General features: G+C 65.0%; 13 protein-coding genes and 1 riboswitch. Of the genes, 10 read left to right on the top strand and 3 right to left on the bottom strand.

Annotated features, from left to right (window positions below; translation table 11 throughout):
• Positions 1 to 440 precede the first annotated feature (440 nt).
• The 3 genes from AC1DK4_RS29080 to AC1DK4_RS29070 form a co-directional block, all read right to left on the bottom strand.
• Positions 441 to 1,439 carry an AraC family transcriptional regulator gene (locus tag AC1DK4_RS29080; protein WP_441620859.1) on the bottom strand — a complete coding sequence of 333 codons (999 nt, stop codon included), beginning with the start codon at positions 1,437 to 1,439 and terminating at the stop codon, positions 441 to 443.
• Positions 1,440 to 1,744: 305 nt separating this feature from the next.
• Entirely contained in the window at positions 1,745 to 2,404 is a 660-nt protein-coding gene (locus tag AC1DK4_RS29075) for a TetR/AcrR family transcriptional regulator (RefSeq protein ID WP_441620861.1), read from the bottom strand.
• 61 nt (positions 2,405 to 2,465) lie between these two features.
• Positions 2,466 to 2,999, bottom strand: coding sequence for a lecithin retinol acyltransferase family protein (locus AC1DK4_RS29070; RefSeq protein WP_441620863.1), 534 nt, complete (start codon positions 2,997 to 2,999; stop codon positions 2,466 to 2,468).
• 452 nt (positions 3,000 to 3,451) lie between these two features.
• Positions 3,452 to 3,569, top strand: a riboswitch (guanidine-I (ykkC/yxkD leader).
• 57 nt (positions 3,570 to 3,626) lie between these two features.
• Between AC1DK4_RS29070 and AC1DK4_RS29065 the strand changes: the two genes are divergently transcribed.
• The 10 genes from AC1DK4_RS29065 (at position 3,627) to AC1DK4_RS29020 (ending at position 17,063) form a co-directional block, all read left to right on the top strand.
• The gene (locus AC1DK4_RS29065) at positions 3,627 to 4,640 is read left to right on the top strand and encodes an ABC transporter substrate-binding protein (RefSeq protein ID WP_441620865.1); all 1,014 of its coding nucleotides are present in this window, start codon (positions 3,627 to 3,629) and stop codon (positions 4,638 to 4,640) included.
• A gap of 7 nt (positions 4,641 to 4,647) precedes the next feature.
• Complete coding sequence (locus AC1DK4_RS29060; RefSeq protein ID WP_441620867.1) at positions 4,648 to 5,550, top strand: ABC transporter permease; 903 nt, start codon at positions 4,648 to 4,650, stop codon at positions 5,548 to 5,550.
• A 4-nt stretch (positions 5,551 to 5,554) separates the two neighbouring features.
• A complete protein-coding gene (locus AC1DK4_RS29055; RefSeq protein WP_441620869.1) occupies positions 5,555 to 6,451 on the top strand; it encodes an ABC transporter ATP-binding protein in 897 nt (298 codons plus the stop codon).
• Between the two features lie 23 nt (positions 6,452 to 6,474).
• Positions 6,475 to 7,281 (top strand): urea amidolyase associated protein UAAP1, encoded by an 807-nt coding sequence (locus AC1DK4_RS29050; RefSeq protein ID WP_441620871.1) that lies wholly within the window; start codon positions 6,475 to 6,477, stop codon positions 7,279 to 7,281.
• Between the two features lie 18 nt (positions 7,282 to 7,299).
• Positions 7,300 to 7,986, top strand: a complete 687-nt coding sequence (locus AC1DK4_RS29045) for an urea amidolyase associated protein UAAP2 (RefSeq protein WP_441620873.1) — start codon at positions 7,300 to 7,302, stop codon at positions 7,984 to 7,986.
• Between the two features lie 113 nt (positions 7,987 to 8,099).
• Positions 8,100 to 11,768 (top strand): urea carboxylase, encoded by a 3,669-nt coding sequence (gene uca / locus AC1DK4_RS29040; protein WP_441620875.1) that lies wholly within the window; start codon positions 8,100 to 8,102, stop codon positions 11,766 to 11,768.
• The gene (gene atzF / locus AC1DK4_RS29035; RefSeq protein WP_441620877.1) at positions 11,765 to 13,603 is read left to right on the top strand and encodes an allophanate hydrolase; all 1,839 of its coding nucleotides are present in this window, start codon (positions 11,765 to 11,767) and stop codon (positions 13,601 to 13,603) included. Before uca ends, atzF begins: the two co-directional genes overlap by 4 nt.
• A gap of 73 nt (positions 13,604 to 13,676) precedes the next feature.
• Positions 13,677 to 14,663, top strand: a complete 987-nt coding sequence (locus AC1DK4_RS29030; protein WP_441620879.1) for a TorF family putative porin — start codon at positions 13,677 to 13,679, stop codon at positions 14,661 to 14,663.
• A gap of 388 nt (positions 14,664 to 15,051) precedes the next feature.
• Complete coding sequence (locus AC1DK4_RS29025; protein WP_441620881.1) at positions 15,052 to 15,771, top strand: c-type cytochrome; 720 nt, start codon at positions 15,052 to 15,054, stop codon at positions 15,769 to 15,771.
• A 5-nt stretch (positions 15,772 to 15,776) separates the two neighbouring features.
• The gene (locus AC1DK4_RS29020) at positions 15,777 to 17,063 is read left to right on the top strand and encodes a c-type cytochrome (protein WP_441620883.1); all 1,287 of its coding nucleotides are present in this window, start codon (positions 15,777 to 15,779) and stop codon (positions 17,061 to 17,063) included.
• Positions 17,064 to 17,065: the final 2 nt, after the last annotated feature.

Here is a 17,065-nt window from a genome sequence, read left to right as displayed (position 1 = left end):
CAGCTATCCACATATTTGGAGAAGCCTGTCCGGAAAATTTCGGGTGATTGGCAGGATATGAGCCGCTTGTTTTAGAGCACGCGACCGACCCGTCATGCGACGACTTTGTGGTCTGCGATGGGCTGAGAACATGGGGGCGGAGCGGGTGCGGGCAGGCGCCGTCGGGGCCAGGCAACCGTACTTTGAAGATGGGAAGAATGGCGGCCGCGCGGACTCATCGAGTCGGGAAAGATATGCCGCGGGAAGTTGCTATTGCGCTGGAGCAGGGCCAGCTTGCTGTGTCGACCTGGAGCCCGATGCCGCGGGCGGGCTACGTTCTGTTGCCACGTACGGTGCTCGCCGTACTACTGCTGTTGTGACCCGTAGCCGCCGGCCGAGAATGACGTCAACTTTGTGTCCCCCCCAGCTAGCCTGTGGGGGATCAGATTCGGCATACCGAACTAGCGACGTATCTTCCTGCTGATGGTCTCAGACGGCGTTTCGGAGAATTCGCGCTTGTAGTCGGCGGAGAATCGGCCAAAGTGGTTGAACCCTACGCCCAAGGCGATGGAAGATACGTTCTGCCTGGAAAGATCAGACAGCAATTCCGTGCGTGCCTGTCGCAAACGAAAGTGCTTCAGATAGGCAATGGGGGTAAATCCAAAATACTTGCGGAAGCTCTCGAACAACTTTAGCCGCGATACACCGGCGACTGCTTCGATATCCTCGAGATGTATCGTCTCTCTGAAGTTGGTTTCGATAAAGATCTTGGCGCGCGCGACGTATCCCGGGATCCTTGCACCCAGGGCCCTTCCGATCTGATCCGAATAGTTGCTTGGCTGGGCGATCAGGAGGCCCTTCAGCAGGGCCATCTCGATATCTCGGCTAAAAGTGCCGCAGCCGTATAGCTCTCTCGCGCATTCGACCTCACTGATGTAATGCTTGACCATCCTCCACCAGGCGCCGGCACTTCCCTCATTGCCCTTGATGCATGGCTCAAAGACCAGCAGTGCTTCAGTATGCTGTCCGAGAATCTCTTCGAGCACCCTCTCCAATGACTCTCGGGATATCGTGACAAGGATCTTCTTGCAGTTCCCGGTAATGTCCATCTGCAATGGCTGTTCTGGCGATACCGCAACGCCGCAGTCGATGTTCGATAACAGCGAACCCTGGGGACCCCTCAACTCCTGCTCGCCGGAAACCGGGATGCTGATGCTGTACGTCTTGAGAATCTCCCTGGCGCCAACATCCACGGTGATGTCCGTACCGTGCTCGATATACCCAACCGTGGTCGACATGCCCTTTAGCACTTGTCCGCTGTAACGAAACCTGAAACGATCAGGTGTCGGGATATGAACCGAATGCGGCCCGCAAAGCGCTTCTGAGAACGACCATGCTGCCTTGAGGTCTAGCTCGGCAGCCAGGATGGTGTCGTCGGCATAAAACTGGCTTTCCATCATGAACTCTGTGTACTAAATCAGTGGCGCGAAGCATGGGATGGGTTCGGCTAACCGCAACGCAAGTTCCATTCCTTTCTTCCGGCCAGCTAACTGCGCAAATATGGACCCACCAAGGGATGCTCTGCATGGCTCGTGCGCCTCAACTGAGGCCGACCGCACTATCGGGTTGCCTGCATACACCCGCCACACCAAGTTGCAGCGGGCTCCGCACTCAGATATGGAATACTTTATGTATAAAGTATTAGCGTACCCACTCTGCAACTTCTGGAGCATCAGCGTTTACCCGTGTCGTGAACGCCGACAAATCACGTAGTGGCCTTGCTCATTGCCCTCCACAACACCTTCGTCGCCTGCCGCAACGCCTCCTGGTCCGGCAGCCCCGGCCCTCCTCGCCGGCAAAAGATCATCAATCCCTGAGCGTGCGCTTCTATCAGCGTCGCTCGAATGGCGCACTCTTCCGCCGGCAAGGACGGGTTGATCGCCGCGATCAGATCGTGCCAGATCTGCTGGAACTGTTTGTTCCCCTCCCCCACAAGTTCCTTCACCGAAGGGTCGTGCTCGGCAAGCGTCCAGCACTCGAGAACAAATGGCGTTACGTTGGAACTTGCGGCAAGAACCTCATCAAAGAATTCATCGATGATCGTATTCAACCGATCTTCAGGCGATTGCAGCTTATTGGAACTCAGCTTCGCGTAACGTTCGATGTAACGACCGTACATTTCGCGGATCGTTGCCGTCAGCAATTGTTCTCGTGTGGCGAAATAGTGCTGCAATGTACTAAGCCGGATTCCGACTTCCCCAGCTACCCGGTTGATGCTGTAACCGCCATACCCCTCTTCCGCAAATACCTTGATCGAAGCCTCAATCAACTCCGGAACGCGACTTGCGCGATTCCCTCGCAGTCTTGTCCGCGCTTCCGTTTTCTTCCCATAAATATCCGCTGAAGTAAACTCGATCTTTTTCACTTTATTTCGTCAAAATAGATTTCCATTTATCCATTCCACCCGGCCTTGCCTGCAGATCAGTTCAAACGGCCGAACGCCGGGTCATTTCCCCCGTCTCCGCAGGACGAGGGATTAGCCAGGTCCTGGCGAGAGCCTTGATCAAACCAATTCCAGTACGCAACGCAGCTCGGGGGTCACGCAAACAGTTCTCAACCTGTGAGCTACGGCTCTGGCCATAAATACACCATGTACAAAAGTGCTCACAATTGTTCGTAATCAGATTGTATTGATGCTCGCCAAGGCGGGAACAGGCTCGCTCTACGGTTTCCATCGGTGAAAAGGCTGGAAGCGCCTGGAATTCGATCTGGAGATCCTGACCGGACGCGAACTCGCCAACGCTTACTGCCTCCACCTGGCCACTGAGCCACTTCTCACAAAATCCAGAGTAATGAACGACTTTTCCACCACCGACATAAATGCCGTGATGCCGATAGCCGTCCCGAGTCGTGCTTACGTGAGCACCCGGGAACAGAATCGGGTTGCCTGAACATGCAGGCAATCCAACAAGGCGGTCGATACGATGGCCCGTGGTACATCTGGAAATATCGTAGCGCATAGGTCTCTCCCCGCCGCATCAGAGGAGCGACTATCGTGTGAATCACTGCAAGTCGCCTGCTTGCATAATAGGTTGACATACCTATAAATCAACGGTATTTACCCTATATATGTTACGTTTTAAGCATTTATATCTAATTTTATAGGTTATGCAACCCATTTTTCAATAGGCTAGCGAACCGATAGACTCCCAAATGCGCACAACCAGGCATCTTGCTCAGGCGGGGCCGTCGCAGCTTTCCCCCGCCGGATTGCGCCCTTGCACTGTAAGCGGCCCCACCCGCACCCAAGCAGTGCATGCCGTGCGCATTTCCGCACCAGGGCATGGCATCGCACGCCGCTGCGTGGCGCAACAAGGCGGTTGCGAATCACTTTCTCATCCCCGGTTCCGTTCCCAGGCACTGGCATGGCGTTTGCTTATTCTCGGTCAGGGAGGCGACCTAGCGTCGCTCACCGAAGGGTAGCTAGGGTTCCGGTCGTGCCATGCGCACGATGCCTGGTCCGAGAGCAACCGGCCTCAGGCGCGCTAGTTCGCGCCCAGGCTCCACGGCGGGACAAAAGCCCGGGAGGTTCACTTCGTTGAGAGGTGGCTTCCCTGCCATTTGTCACCGCCGATCGGAGCCGAACCATGCCTGCATTTCCTTTCTCACGTCCTTCGCGACGCCCGTTCCGGCGTACGTGCGCCGGCCTGCTGAGCGCTGCGCTGCTTGCCATTGGCCTCGCCGGTGCACGGCCGGCCATGGCCGAAATCAAGGTCGGTGTGTCCGACTGGCCGGGATGGGTTGCCTGGTACGTCGCCGAGCAAAAGGGCTTCTTCAAGAAGCATGGCGCGGACGTGAAGCTGGTCTGGTTCGCCAACTACACCGACTCGATCGCGGCGCTCTCCTCGGGGCAACTCGACGCCAACTCCCAGACCTGGTCGGACACCCTCGGGCCGCTGGCCAAGGGCCTGCCGCTCAAGGCCGTGCTGGTCAACGACAACTCCTCGGGCAACGATGCGCTGGTGGTCAGCGGCAAGATCAAGTCCTTCGCCGATCTCAAGGGCAAGACCGTTGCGCTGGAGCAGTACAGCATCTCGCACTTCGTGCTGGTCACGGCGCTGGCCAGGAACGGCCTCAAGCCCTCCGACGTCAAGATCACCAACCTCTCGGCCGGCGACGCTGCCGCAGCCTTCATGACCGGCCGCGTGGACGCGGCGGTGGTCTGGAACCCGTGGATCGACCAGATCACCCGCAGCGGCAAGGGCCGCGCGCTGTTCACCTCCAAGGACATGCCGGGCCTGATCCCGGACCTGCTGGTCGCGCAAGAGAAAGCGATCCGCGCCAAGCGCCGCGACCTGGTCGGCATGATCCGCGCCTGGTTCGACACCGAGAAGTTCATCCGCGAGCAACCCGCCGAGGCGGCGCGGATCATGGCCAAGGTGGTCAGCATGAAGCCCGATGAGTACAGCGTCTTCCTGCCCGGCACGAAGTTCTTCGATGTCGCCGCGAACCACGGCGCGCTGGACCCGGCGCAAGCCACCTCGTTGCAGGCCGTCACGCCGACCATTGCGGCATTCCTGCTGGAGAACAAGCTGATCGACGGCAAGCCGGACCCGGCGCGCGGCGTCGATGCCAGCCTGCTGGCCGATGCGCTGAAGTGAGACAGACATGAGCGAGAACACAGCACGCCTGCCCTCCACCGCGCGCGCGGCGCACGTACTGCCCCCATCGGCGGCCACGGCCAACGCCACGCCAGCCACGCCTTCATTCCACGCCAAGCGCCAGCCCTGGTGGGGCATACGCAGCGCCATCCCGGCGCACCGCACGGCGGCGCTGGTCAGCCTTGGCCTGCTGCTGCCGCTGGTGGCCTGGGCCTGGCTGGCCGCCAGCGGCTGGGTCGAGCCGGTCTTCATGCCCGGCCCTCTGCAGGTGCTGCAACGGCTGCACGGCTGGTATGCCGACGAGGGCCTGGCCGGCGACATCGGCATCAGCACGCTGCGCGTGCTCTCGGGCTGGGCCTTGTCCGCGGTGATCGCCCTGCCACTGGGCCTGGCGATCGGCACGTTCCGCAGCGTGCAGGCCTTGCTGGAGCCGCTGACCGATTTCGTGCGCTATATGCCGGCGGTGGCCTTTATCCCGCTGGTGATGGTGTGGGTTGGCATCGATGAGGGCGCCAAGATCGCCATCATCTTCATCGGCACGTTCTTCCAGATGGTGCTGATGGTGGCCGAGGACGTGCGCCGCGTGCCGATGGCGCAGATCGAAGCGGCCCAGACCATGGGCGCAAGCCGCGGCGAAGTGATCCGGCTGGTCATCGTCCCCGCCGCCAAGCCAGCCTTGCTCGATACGCTGCGCATCACCATGGGCTGGGCCTGGACCTACCTGGTTGTGGCCGAGCTGGTAGCGGCCAGCTCGGGCCTGGGCTTCTCGATCCTGAAGGCGCAGCGCTTCTTGCAGACCGACAAGATCTTCGCCGGCATCCTGCTGATCGGCGTGATCGGCCTGGCGATCGACCAGTTGCTGCGCTGGACGCACCGGCGCGCGTTTCCCTACCTGCACGCGAGGCGCTAAAGCCATGTCCATGACGCTCTCCCCCAAGCTGCGCGTGCGCGGCGTATGGAAATTCTTCGGCCGCGGCAAGACGCACGATGGCACGCCTGACAGCACGCCCCCGGCCGCATTGCAGGACATCCACCTGGATATCGCCAACAACGAGTTCGTCACGCTGGTGGGCGCATCCGGCTGCGGCAAGTCCACGCTGCTGCGCTCGCTCGCCGGCCTGGAGCCGCACAGCGCGGGCGAGCTGCTGTGCGACGGCAAGCCGATCGAAGGCCCGGGCCCGCAGCGCGCGATGGTGTTCCAGCACTACAGCCTCTACCCGTGGCTGACGGTGATCGAGAACATCCGCTTCTGCCGCGAGCTGAAGGTCAACACCAGCAGCCGGACCAGCGCCGATGTGGAAGCCGCCTCCGGGCGGGCCGATGCCTTGCTGCGCCTGATGGGGCTATGCCACGTCAAGGATGCCTACCCCGGCCAGCTGTCGGGCGGCATGCAGCAGCGCGTGGCCATTGCGCGTGCGCTGATGAGCCGCCCGCCGGTGCTGCTGATGGACGAGCCCTTCGGCGCACTGGATGCGCAAACCCGCGAGGTCATGCACGACCTGATCCTGCACGTGCACCGGCTGGAGCAAAGCACCATCGTGTTCGTCACGCACGATGTGGAAGAGGCGATCTACCTCGGGCAACGCGTGGTCCTGATGGCGCCGCGCCCCGGACGCATCGACACCGTCTACGAGGTGCCGCTGCCGGCCGCGCGCACGCAGGAGATGAAGCTCTCCTCCGAATTCCTGAACCTCAAGCGCGAGGTGCTCGCGCGCATCCGCGCCACCTCCGGCATGCAGACGGATTTCGAATTGCTCGAGCAGCTCTCGCATGCCGCATCCACCGACCTCGCACCCGAGCCGCAGGCCTGAGTTGCCACCCGGAGACCAACAGAATGGAAACCCCTGAACACGCCTTTGCGAACCCGTCCGTGCATGCCGCGGTGGATGTCATCGACCACTGGCGCCGCTTTGCCCCCGACCTGCCCGCCAGCCAGGTGGCCTGGAGCGAAGTCCTGCCCGGCGGCTGCCACTGGAGCTGGCGCTTGTCGCGCGGCATGGCCCTGCGCTTTGCCGCCCTGGACGCGCGCGCCAACTGCTCCGTGGTGCTCTACGCCGCGCATGACCGGCTGGAGCGCTACAGCATGCCCGACACCTGCAAGGCGCTGCACACCGCGCATTTCACGCGCGGCCATGTGCTGATGAGCGATATGGGCCGCGCCATGGCCTCGATCACGCACGACACACTGGGCTGGCACGACCCGTTCGGCGGCTTGCTGGACGCCGCGCGCCTGCATGAGAAGTACGGCGAGCAGCGTTTCGGGCAACACCGCAACGCCATGTACCGCGCGGGCCGCGATGGCCTGCTGATCGAAATCGGCAAGTACGGCCTCGGCGCGCGCGACCTGATCGCGCCGGTCAACCTGTTCAGCAAGATCGCCGTGGACGCGCACGGCAACTTCGCCTTCGATGCCAGCCTGGCGGTGCAAGGCAGCTCGGTGGAACTGCGCTGCGACATGGACCTGATCGTGGCCGTCTCCACCGCCCCGCATCCGCTGGACCCGCGCCCCGGCTACGCGCCCGGCAGGGTGGGCGTCGCGGCCTGGCGCAACGGCCCGGCCCCGGCCGACGACTTCTGCCGCGGCTACCGCCCCGAATGCGCGCGCGCCTTGCACAACGCCGATGTGTTCGCGCTGTCCTGAAGACCACGAGGAACCGATATGACCAACGCTGCCACCGCTACCCTGCGCACGAGTTCGCTGGACCCCGCGCACGCGACGCTGCGCCACCGCCAGCCGGCGGGTGAGCCCTGGCTCACCGAAATCCGCGCCGGGCAGACCGTGCGCATCGTCGACCTGGAAGGCAACCAGGCCGCCGACGTGCTGTTCTACAACCGGCATGACGTGGCCGAGCATTACAGCGCCACCGATACGCTGCTGCGCCAGGGCGGCATCTACCTCAGCAGTGGCTCGGTGCTGGTGTCAAGCGCTGGCCGGCCGATGCTGACCATCGTGGCCGACACCTGCGGGCGCCACGACACCCTGGGCGGCGCCTGCGCGGCCGAAAGCAACACCGTGCGCTACGCGCTGCAGAAGAAGTTCATGCACTCCTGCCGCGACAACTACCTGCTGGCGATGGCGCATGCCGACGTGGGCCTGAGCAAGCGCGACCTGGTGCCCAACATCAACTTCTTCATGAACGTGCCAGTCACGCCGGAAGGCGGCCTGTGCTTTGCCGATGGCATCTCCGGCCCGGGCAAGTATGTGGAGCTGCGCGCCGAGATGGACGTCTGGATGCTGGTGTCCAACTGCCCGCAGCTCAACAACCCGTGCAACGCGTACAACCCCACGCCGGTGGAGTTCATCGTGTGGGATGCCGCGATCACTGCCCGCGCGCGGATCGCGTAGCGCGCAGAACGTAGTACCAGCTTGCCCATTCCGCGCCCCAAGGGCGCCGCTGCGGGACGACCCGCAGCCGAGATGATTCCCGCAGGACGACCTGCCCCGAGGGAACCACCCGCATGTCCTCGCCATCTCAACGCTTCGACACCGTCCTGATCGCCAATCGCGGCGCCATCGCCTGCCGCATCATCCGTACCCTGCGCGCGCTTGGCCTGCGCTCGGTCGCCGTCTACTCCGAAGCCGACGTGGATTCGGCCCACGTTGCGCAAGCTGATGTGGCGGTCTGCATCGGCCCGGCGCCCGCGGCGCAGAGCTACCTCGATGCCGGGCGCATCCTGGCCGCCGCCCGCGAGACCGGCGCTGGCGCCATTCATCCCGGCTACGGCTTCCTGTCCGAGAACGCCGGCTTTGCCGAAGCCTGCGAAGCCGCCGGCATTGCCTTCATCGGCCCGACGCCCGCCCAGATGCGCGCATTTGGCCTCAAGCACACGGCCCGCGCGCTGGCCGAACAGCACCGCGTACCGTTGCTGCCGGGCAGCGGGCTGCTGCCCGGCCTGGCCGTCGCGCGTGCCGAAGCGCTGCGCATCGGCTATCCCGTCATGCTCAAGAGCACTGCCGGTGGTGGCGGCATCGGCATGCGGCTGATCCGCAGCGAGGCCGAGCTGGCGCCCGCCTTTGAAGCGGTGGAGCGCCTGGCGCGCGCCAACTTCAAGGATGCCGGGCTGTTCCTGGAGAAGTTTGTCGAGCGCGCCCGCCATATCGAGGTGCAGTTGTTCGGCGATGGCCAAGGCAAGGTGGTCACGCTCGGCGAGCGCGATTGCTCGGCGCAGCGCCGCAACCAGAAAGTCATCGAGGAAACACCCGCGCCAGGGCTGGATGCGGCCACGCGCAGCGCGCTGCTGGGCGCCGCCGAGCGGCTTGGCCAGGCGGTTGGCTACCGCTCCGCCGGCACGGTGGAATTCGTGCTCGACGCGGACACCGGCGCCTTTTACTTCCTGGAGGTCAACACGCGCCTGCAGGTGGAGCACGGCGTGACCGAACAGGTCACGGGCATCGACCTGGTCGCATGGATGGTGCGGCTGGCGCGTGGCGAGGACTTCGCGCTGGCAGCCCCCGCACCGCGCGGCGCCTCGATCCAGGTGCGCCTCTATGCAGAAGACCCCGCGCGCAACTTCCAGCCTAGCGCGGGCTTGCTGACTGAAGTGCGCTTTCCTGAAGACGCCCGGATCGACACCTGGATTGGCGCGGGCAGCGAGGTGCCGCCGCACTACGACCCCATGCTCGCCAAGCTGATCGTCACCGGCACCGACCGCGAAGACGCTGTGGCAAAGCTGCAGGCGGCGCTTGGCACGACGCGGCTGGCGGGCATCGAGACCAACCTGCGCTACCTGCGCGCGGTGGCAGCCAGCGACGAGTTCATCCACGGGCGCATCATCACGCGCTCGCTGGCGGATTTCACCTACCGGCCCAACGCGGTCGAAGTGCTGGACGGCGGCGTGCAGACCACGGTGCAGGACTGGCCTGGCCGCGCCGGCTACTGGGACGTGGGCGTGCCGCCGTCCGGCCCCATGGACGACCTGGCGTTCCGCCTGGCCAACCGCCTGGTCGGCAACCCAGGCACCGCCGCCGGGCTGGAATGCACGCTGAGCGGGCCGACGCTGCGCTTTCACCATGATGCGGTCATCGCGCTGTGCGGCGCGCCCATGCCAGCCACGCTGGATGGCGTGGCGCTGGCGCCCTGGCAATCGCACCGCGTGGCCGCGGGCAGCGTGCTGCGCCTGGGCGCGGTGGCCACCGGCGGCAGCCGCGCCTACCTGGCCGTGCGCGGCGGCATGGATGTGCCGCACTACCTCGGCAGCCGCTCCACCTTTACGCTGGGCCAGTTCGGCGGCCATGCCGGCCGTACACTGCGCACCGCCGACATGCTGCACATCGGCAGTGAAACCGCCGGCGAGCCGGTAGCAGCGCTGGCGCACGATCAGATCCCGGCCTATGCCGGCGGCAACCACGCCTGGGATATCGCGGTGCTGTACGGCCCGCACGGCGCACCGGACTTCTTCACCGGCGACGACATCGACGCGTTTTTCGGCACCGAATGGCAGGTGCACTACAACTCCAGCCGCACCGGCGTGCGCCTGATCGGCCCCAAGCCAATGTGGGCGCGCCGCGACGGCGGCGAGGCGGGGCTGCATCCCTCCAACATCCACGACAACGCCTACGCCATCGGCGCCATCGACTTCACCGGCGACATGCCGGTGATCCTCGGCCCGGATGGTCCCAGCCTGGGCGGCTTTGTCTGCCCGGCCGTGGTGATTGCCGCCGAGCGCTGGAAGCTCGGCCAGTTGCGCCCGGGCGACGCAGTGCGCTTTCATGGCGTGACGCAGGAGCAGGCCGCGCAGCGGCAGGCGGCGCAGGACCGCTGGGTGCGCGAGCTGAGCGCGCACCCGGCCTTCCTGCCCGACACAGGAGCCGGCGCCGGCGAACACGGCTCGCCGATCCTGCGCCAGCGCGCGGCCTCGGCCAGCCGCCCCGGCCTGGTCGTGCGCCAGGCGGGTGACCGCTACCTGCTGGTGGAGCTGGGCGAGCTGCAGCTCGACATTGCCTTGCGCATGCGCATCCATGCGCTGCATGCCGCGCTGCAAGCCCTGCGGCTCGACGGCGTGGTTGACCTGACACCAGGCATCCGCTCGCTGCAGGTGCATTTCGACCCGCGCCGGCTCGCGCGTGCCGCCCTGATCGACACCATCCTGGCCGCGGACGATGCGCTGGGCGATACCGACGACCTCGTCGTGCCATCGCGCACCGTGCATCTGCCGCTATCGTGGGACGACAGCGCCACGCGGCTGGCCATCGACAAATACATGCAATCGGTGCGCCCGGACGCGCCGTGGTGCCCTAGCAATATCGAGTTCATCCGCCGCATCAACGGGCTCGATTCGGTCGAGGCGGTGCAGCGCATCGTCTTCGATGCCAGCTACCTGGTGCTGGGGCTGGGCGACGTGTACCTGGGCGCGCCCGTGGCCACGCCGCTGGACCCGCGCCACCGGCTGGTCACCACCAAGTACAACCCGGCCCGCACCTGGACGCCGGAGAACGCGGTGGGCATCGGCGGCGCCTATATGTGCGTCTATGGCATGGAAGGGCCCGGCGGCTACCAGTTCGTTGGCCGCACGCTGCAGATGTGGAACCGCTGGCGCGACGCGCAAAGCGGCGCCGCCGACTTCGACGCGGGCAAGCCGTGGCTGCTGCGCTTCTTCGACCAGATCCGCTTCTATCCTGTCAGCGAAGACGATCTCACCAAGATCCGGCGCGACTTCCCCGCGGGTCGCTATCCGCTGCGCATCGAGCAAGGCACGTTTGGCATGCGCGACTACCGTCGCTTCCTGGACAAGCATGCAACGGATATCGCGGCGTTCAGGCAATGCCAGCAAGCCGCGTTCGGCGCGGAGCGGGAACGCTGGCGCGCGCTCGGGCAGGCCGAGTACGTGGACGAAACGCAGGCGCCCTCCGCCGCTGCGGCCCACGCCACCGAACTCCCGGAGCAAGCCCATGTGGTGTGCAGCCAGGTACCCGGCAGCGTGTGGCGCGTGCTGGTAAAGGAAGGCGACGCGGTGGCCGAGGGCGACACGCTGGCCATCGTGGAATCGATGAAGATGGAGTTTGCCATCACGGCGCCTTGCGCCGGCTACGCCTGGCGCGTGGCCTGCCGCGAAGGCGCGCCCGTGAGCGCCGGGCAGGAAGTCGTCATCGTGGTGCCGCAAAGCGTGGCAGCGAAGGAGGCAGCATGACGGTCCCCTTCTCGCTCGATATCGCCTCGCTGCAAGCGGCTTACCAACGCGGCGAACGCACGCCCACCGAGGTCATCGAAGCGGTGATTGCGGCGACAGAGCACGATCCGCATCACGCGTGGATCCATCGCCTCGACGCCACGGCCCTGCGTGCCCGGGCAAGGGAGCTGGAACAGAACGGGCCGGCCGGCCTGCCCTTGTACGGCATTCCGTTCGCGATCAAGGACAACATCGACCTGGCCGGCGTGCCGACCACGGCCGCCTGCCCGGACTACACCTATATGCCGGCCCGCAGTGCTTTCGTGGTGCAACGGCTGCTGGATGCCGGCGCCATTGCCGTGGGCAAGACCAACCTCGACCAGTTCGCCACCGGGCTCAACGGCACCCGCTCGCCCTATGGCGCCTGCCACAATGCCTTCGATCCCGAGCGCATCTCCGGCGGCTCCAGCTCCGGCTCCGCCGTGGCGGTGGCCCTGGGGCAGGTGAGCTTCGCGCTGGGCACCGACACGGCGGGCTCCGGCCGCGTGCCCGCCGCGTTCAATCACCTGGTGGGGCTCAAGCCGAGCTGCGGTCTGCTGTCGACCAGCGGCGTGGTGCCGGCCTGCCGCTCGCTCGATACGCCCTCGGTCTTCGCGCTGACCGCCGACGACGCGCACCGTGTGTTCGCGGTGGCGCAGGGCTTCGATGCCGACGACCCCTATGCGCGCCCGGTCCAGCCGCATGGTTTCGACTTCGGCGTCGCTGCTGCATTCCGCCTCGGCGTGCCGGCGCCGGGGCAGCTGCGCTTCTTCCAGCCAGGCTATGCCGACGCCTTCGCCCAAGCGTGCGCGCATGCCCGCGCGCTGGGCGCCGAGCTGGTCGAGATTGATTTCGCCCCGTTCCTCGAAGCCGCCCGGCTGCTGTACGAAGGCCCCTGGGTGGCCGAGCGCTACCAGGCCATCCGCGCCTTCGTCGATGCGCATCCGCATTCGCTGTACCCGGTCACGCAGCAGATCACGCTGGGCGGCGCCACACCGCTGGCCGCCGATGCCTTCGCCGCCATGTACCGGCTGCGCGCGCTGCAGCGCCAGAGCGAAGCCGCCTGGGCCCAGGCGGACGCCCTGCTGCTGCCCACCGTACCTGGGCATCCGACCATCGCCGCCATGCTGGCGGAGCCGGTCGCGCGCAACAGCGAGCTGGGCCTGTACACCAACTTCATGAACCTGCTGGACTGCGCCGGCATTGCCGTGCCCGCCGGCTTCCTCGCCGACGGTCTGCCCTTCGGCATCACGCTGGTCGCGCCGGCCCACCAGGACGTGCCGCTGCTGCATCTGGCGCGGCGCTGGCAATATGCCCTGCAAGGACGCGCGGCCACGATGGGCGCAACGGGCAGGACGTTGCCCGCCGCCGCCAGTGTGCCGCCCGCCGGGCGCAGCGGCCAGCTGCAAGTCGCCGTCTGCGGCGCCCACCTGCAAGGCCAGCCCCTGCACCACCAGCTGGCCGAGCGTGGCGCGCGCCTGCTGGCACGTACCCGCACGGCGCCGAGCTACCGCCTCTACGCGCTGGCCGGCGCCGGCGTGCAGCGGCCCGGCCTTGTACGCGTGGGGCAAGCCGAAGGTGCCGCCATCGAGGTCGAAGTATGGGAGATGCCCGAGGCCCGCTTCGGCAGCTTCGCCGCCGGCATTCCCGCGCCCCTCGGTATCGGCCGCACCGTACTGGCCGACGGCAGCAGCGTTCCAGGCTTTATCTGCGAACCGTGCGGCATAGCCGGCGCGACCGACATCACGGAATTTGGCGGYTGGCGGGCGTGGCGCGCCCACCAGGCAGCCATCGGCACGGAGCCGCCGCCGCACTGAGCCCCCCGCCGTTCTCTCCTGTTTGCCGTTTTTTGTTCCCATCCACCCACTGGTCCCAACCGTGAGTTCCACCATGTTCGCCCCTACTACAGGCACGCCCTCCCATCGTCCGTCGTCGCCGCGCGTGGTTCCCGCGTGGCTGGCCGCTTGCGCGCTGCTAGCCTGCGCAGCGCCGGTCACGGCCCAGGATAGCGGCCAAGCCGCCCAAGCCGCCGAGGCGAATGCGCCGGAAGCCGCACCTGCGGAGCCGGCCGGCCCTTACACGTTCACGGGCCATCTCGACGCCGTCTCCCGCTATGTCCTGCGCGGCGCCACCACCACCTACGGCAACGGCGCCCCACTGGGTAACGCCGGCGGCGACGCCCCGGAATCCTCGCGGCCAGCACTGCAATGGGGCGTGGACCTGGCGCATGAAAGCGGCTGGAGCATCGGCTACTGGGCGTCGATGATCAACTACTCGTACCAGCAACTGGGCAACTCCTACAGCGACCGCTCGATCACCAGCTTCCAGACCGCGAAGTCGATCGAGAACGATTTCTACGGGGCCTATAGCGGGAAGATCGTCGGGGACCTCGGCTACACGGTCGGGATGACGGCCTATTACTACATCAATGGCTCCCATGCCAATGCGCTGGAATCCAGGCTCGGCCTGAGCTATGGGCCGTTCAGCCTGAATGCGCAGACGCTGCTCAACGATGTGGTGTGGGGGAACAAGGGGGATACGTACTGGACGCTGGTCTATACCAAGACCTTGCCCTATGGCATTACCTTCACCGGCACGGTGGGGGCATACACGTACAAGAAGGAGGGAAAGTACCTTGGCACCACTGATACGCTCAGCGGGACTTCATGCGGGCCACATGGCGCGTTTGTCGTCAATGGATGCTTTGCGGGGAATACGCCGTACAGCGGAGCCTTCCGGCATCTCACACTGGCGCTTGCCGCGCCGATTCCCGGGACGCCGCTTAGCGCAGGGCTTCAGTGGATTATTGGGGGGTATAACCGGTTTGGGGTGCATCAGGAGAATCGGGTCTTGGCTTCGGTTAGTTATGGGTTTTGAGCGAATTGGGAAGCAGGACAACTGTCAAGTCGCAGTCAGTGCTTCTTTGGCTACCAAGTCTATCTACCGGGGGAGTGGGCTGAAGATACTTAGCGGCGCCGGTAGGCGGATTTCCCACCGACGTGAGGTTCCTGACGAAGGACGTCCCGGGAAGGGGGCTGTAAAGCCTCTCGGTCCCAAGACCAAGTTTGCCAGCGAGCCTGCGCTCCACGCGATAGGTCGCGAAGAGTACATTGACTTTAGCCATTGTGACCGCCTACGCTGTTAGCGCAGCAAACACAACGCAGCGCAACTCTCAGGCGGCAGGAATAGCTGGCGTGGCGGCGCCCGGCGCCCGCCTCTGCCAATGGTAGGTGTTTCGCCAAAGGGGTGACGACGTCACAATTCAATGCGAAGACCAAGACCGGCGGTTTTCCTCGCATGCCTGCTTTGCGCCCCCGGATGGGCGTTGGCACAGGCTACGGCCGAGGCTGTCCCTGCGTTCAAGCAGGTTGAGTCGCTGGAGGCCAGGGTGCAGGGATGCGTGACCTGTCATGGCCAGAGCGGACAAGGCACGAGCAACGGTTACTACCCACGTATCGCCGGAAAGCCCGCGGGCTATCTCTACAATCAACTGGTGGCCTTCCGGGACGGAACCCGCAAGTACCCGCCCATGAACTACCTGGTCGCATACCTGCCCGATGCCTACCTGCGGGAAATCGCCGACCACTTCGCCAAGCAAAGACCACCGTTCGCGGCCCAGGAGGCCGGAACCACGGATCCCGTCACGGTGGCACGAGGCCAGGCCCTGGTACGCACAGGCGATGCCAGCAAGAATGTCCCCGCGTGCGCGACGTGCCATGGGGCCGGGCTGACTGGCATGGAGCCGGGCATTCCAGGTTTGATCGGGCTACGCCCTACCTATATCGTGGCGCAGCTAACGCGCTGGCGCGTCGGCGACCGGCATGCCGCCGAGCCCGATTGCATGAAGCGCATTGCTACGCGGCTTTCCGATAGCGATATAACGGCGGTAGCAGCGTGGTTGTCGCAGCAGCCCGCGCCGAAGGATCTGTCTCCCGAGTCGTCCAACCTTGTGCGCATGCCTCTGGCGTGCGGCAGCCAGCGATAAGCCATATGCGAACGAGCGCGCGTATTGGGATCGGAGTTGCAGTCCTGCTGGCCGTAGCCGTGGTCGCCATGTACTGGTTCCGCCCCAGCAGGCTTCCTGAAAAAACGGACGCCCGGCCCATCAATGCGACAACTCAGATCATCGGCAGCGGAGAGTATCTCGCCCGCGCCGGCGACTGCGTGGCCTGCCATACGGCACCAAACGGCAAGCCGTTCGCGGGAGGCCGCGCGATGGCTACGCCTTTTGGCAGCCTCTATGTTCCTAACATTACGCCAGACGACGAAACCGGCATTGGCCAATGGACCGCCGACGACTTCTACCGGATGATGCACACCGGCGTCTCGCGTGACGGGGCGCTGTTGTATCCGGCCATGCCGTTCGCCTCCTATACCAAAGTGACACGGGCCGACTCGGATGCGATCTTCGCCTATCTTATGTCCGTCGCACCGGTAAAGCAGGCCAATCGCGCGCACGAGCTGCGCTTCCCCTTCAACAAGCGCGAACTTTTGATCGGCTGGAGAACGCTGTACTTCAAGGAGGGCGAGTACACCGCTGATTCCAAGCAATCCGCGCAATGGAACCGCGGCGCATATCTCGTACAGGGCCTGGGGCACTGCGCGATGTGCCATACGGCTATCAATATGTTGGGCGGTTCGAGCGAGTCGAAAGCATTCGAAGGCGGCATGATCCCCAACCAGAACTGGTATGCGCCTTCACTCACCTCCAACCAGGAGGCCGGGCTAGGAAACTGGTCCATCAAGGACATCACGGACCTCCTGCAAATTGGCGTTTCGCACCGGGCGACGGTGTATGGCCCGATGGCCGAGGTCGTCTACAACAGCCTTCAGTATCTTAGCGATGCCGACGTCGAGGCGATGGCGGTCTATCTCAAGGCATTGCCGCAACGGGATGCCGAACCGCCTCCCACCAGCCAGGCGCGCCTGGTCGATCCGGCTGTGATGGAACTGGGCCGCAAGGTGTACGCACTGCAATGCGCTGTCTGCCACGGCGCGGAAGGCAAAGGGCAGCCGCCGGCATTTCCCCCACTGGCGGGCAATCAGTCCCTCACCATGTTGTCGCCCGTCAATTCCATTCGCATGGTGCTCAACGGCGGCTATGCGCCCGGTACCGCGAAGAACCCGCGGCCTCATGGCATGCCCCCCTTCTCGCATATCCTGAACGATCAAGAGGCGTCTGCCGTAGTCACGTATATCCGTGTTGCTTGGGGCAATAGCGGTACGCCCGTGACACCGGCCCAGGCCAACGATCTTCGTACGCTGCTTCCTGAGTGAGG

Source organism: Cupriavidus sp. 05N38, from assembly GCF_056397345.1.
This window is presented reverse-complemented; position numbering and strand designations above follow the sequence as displayed.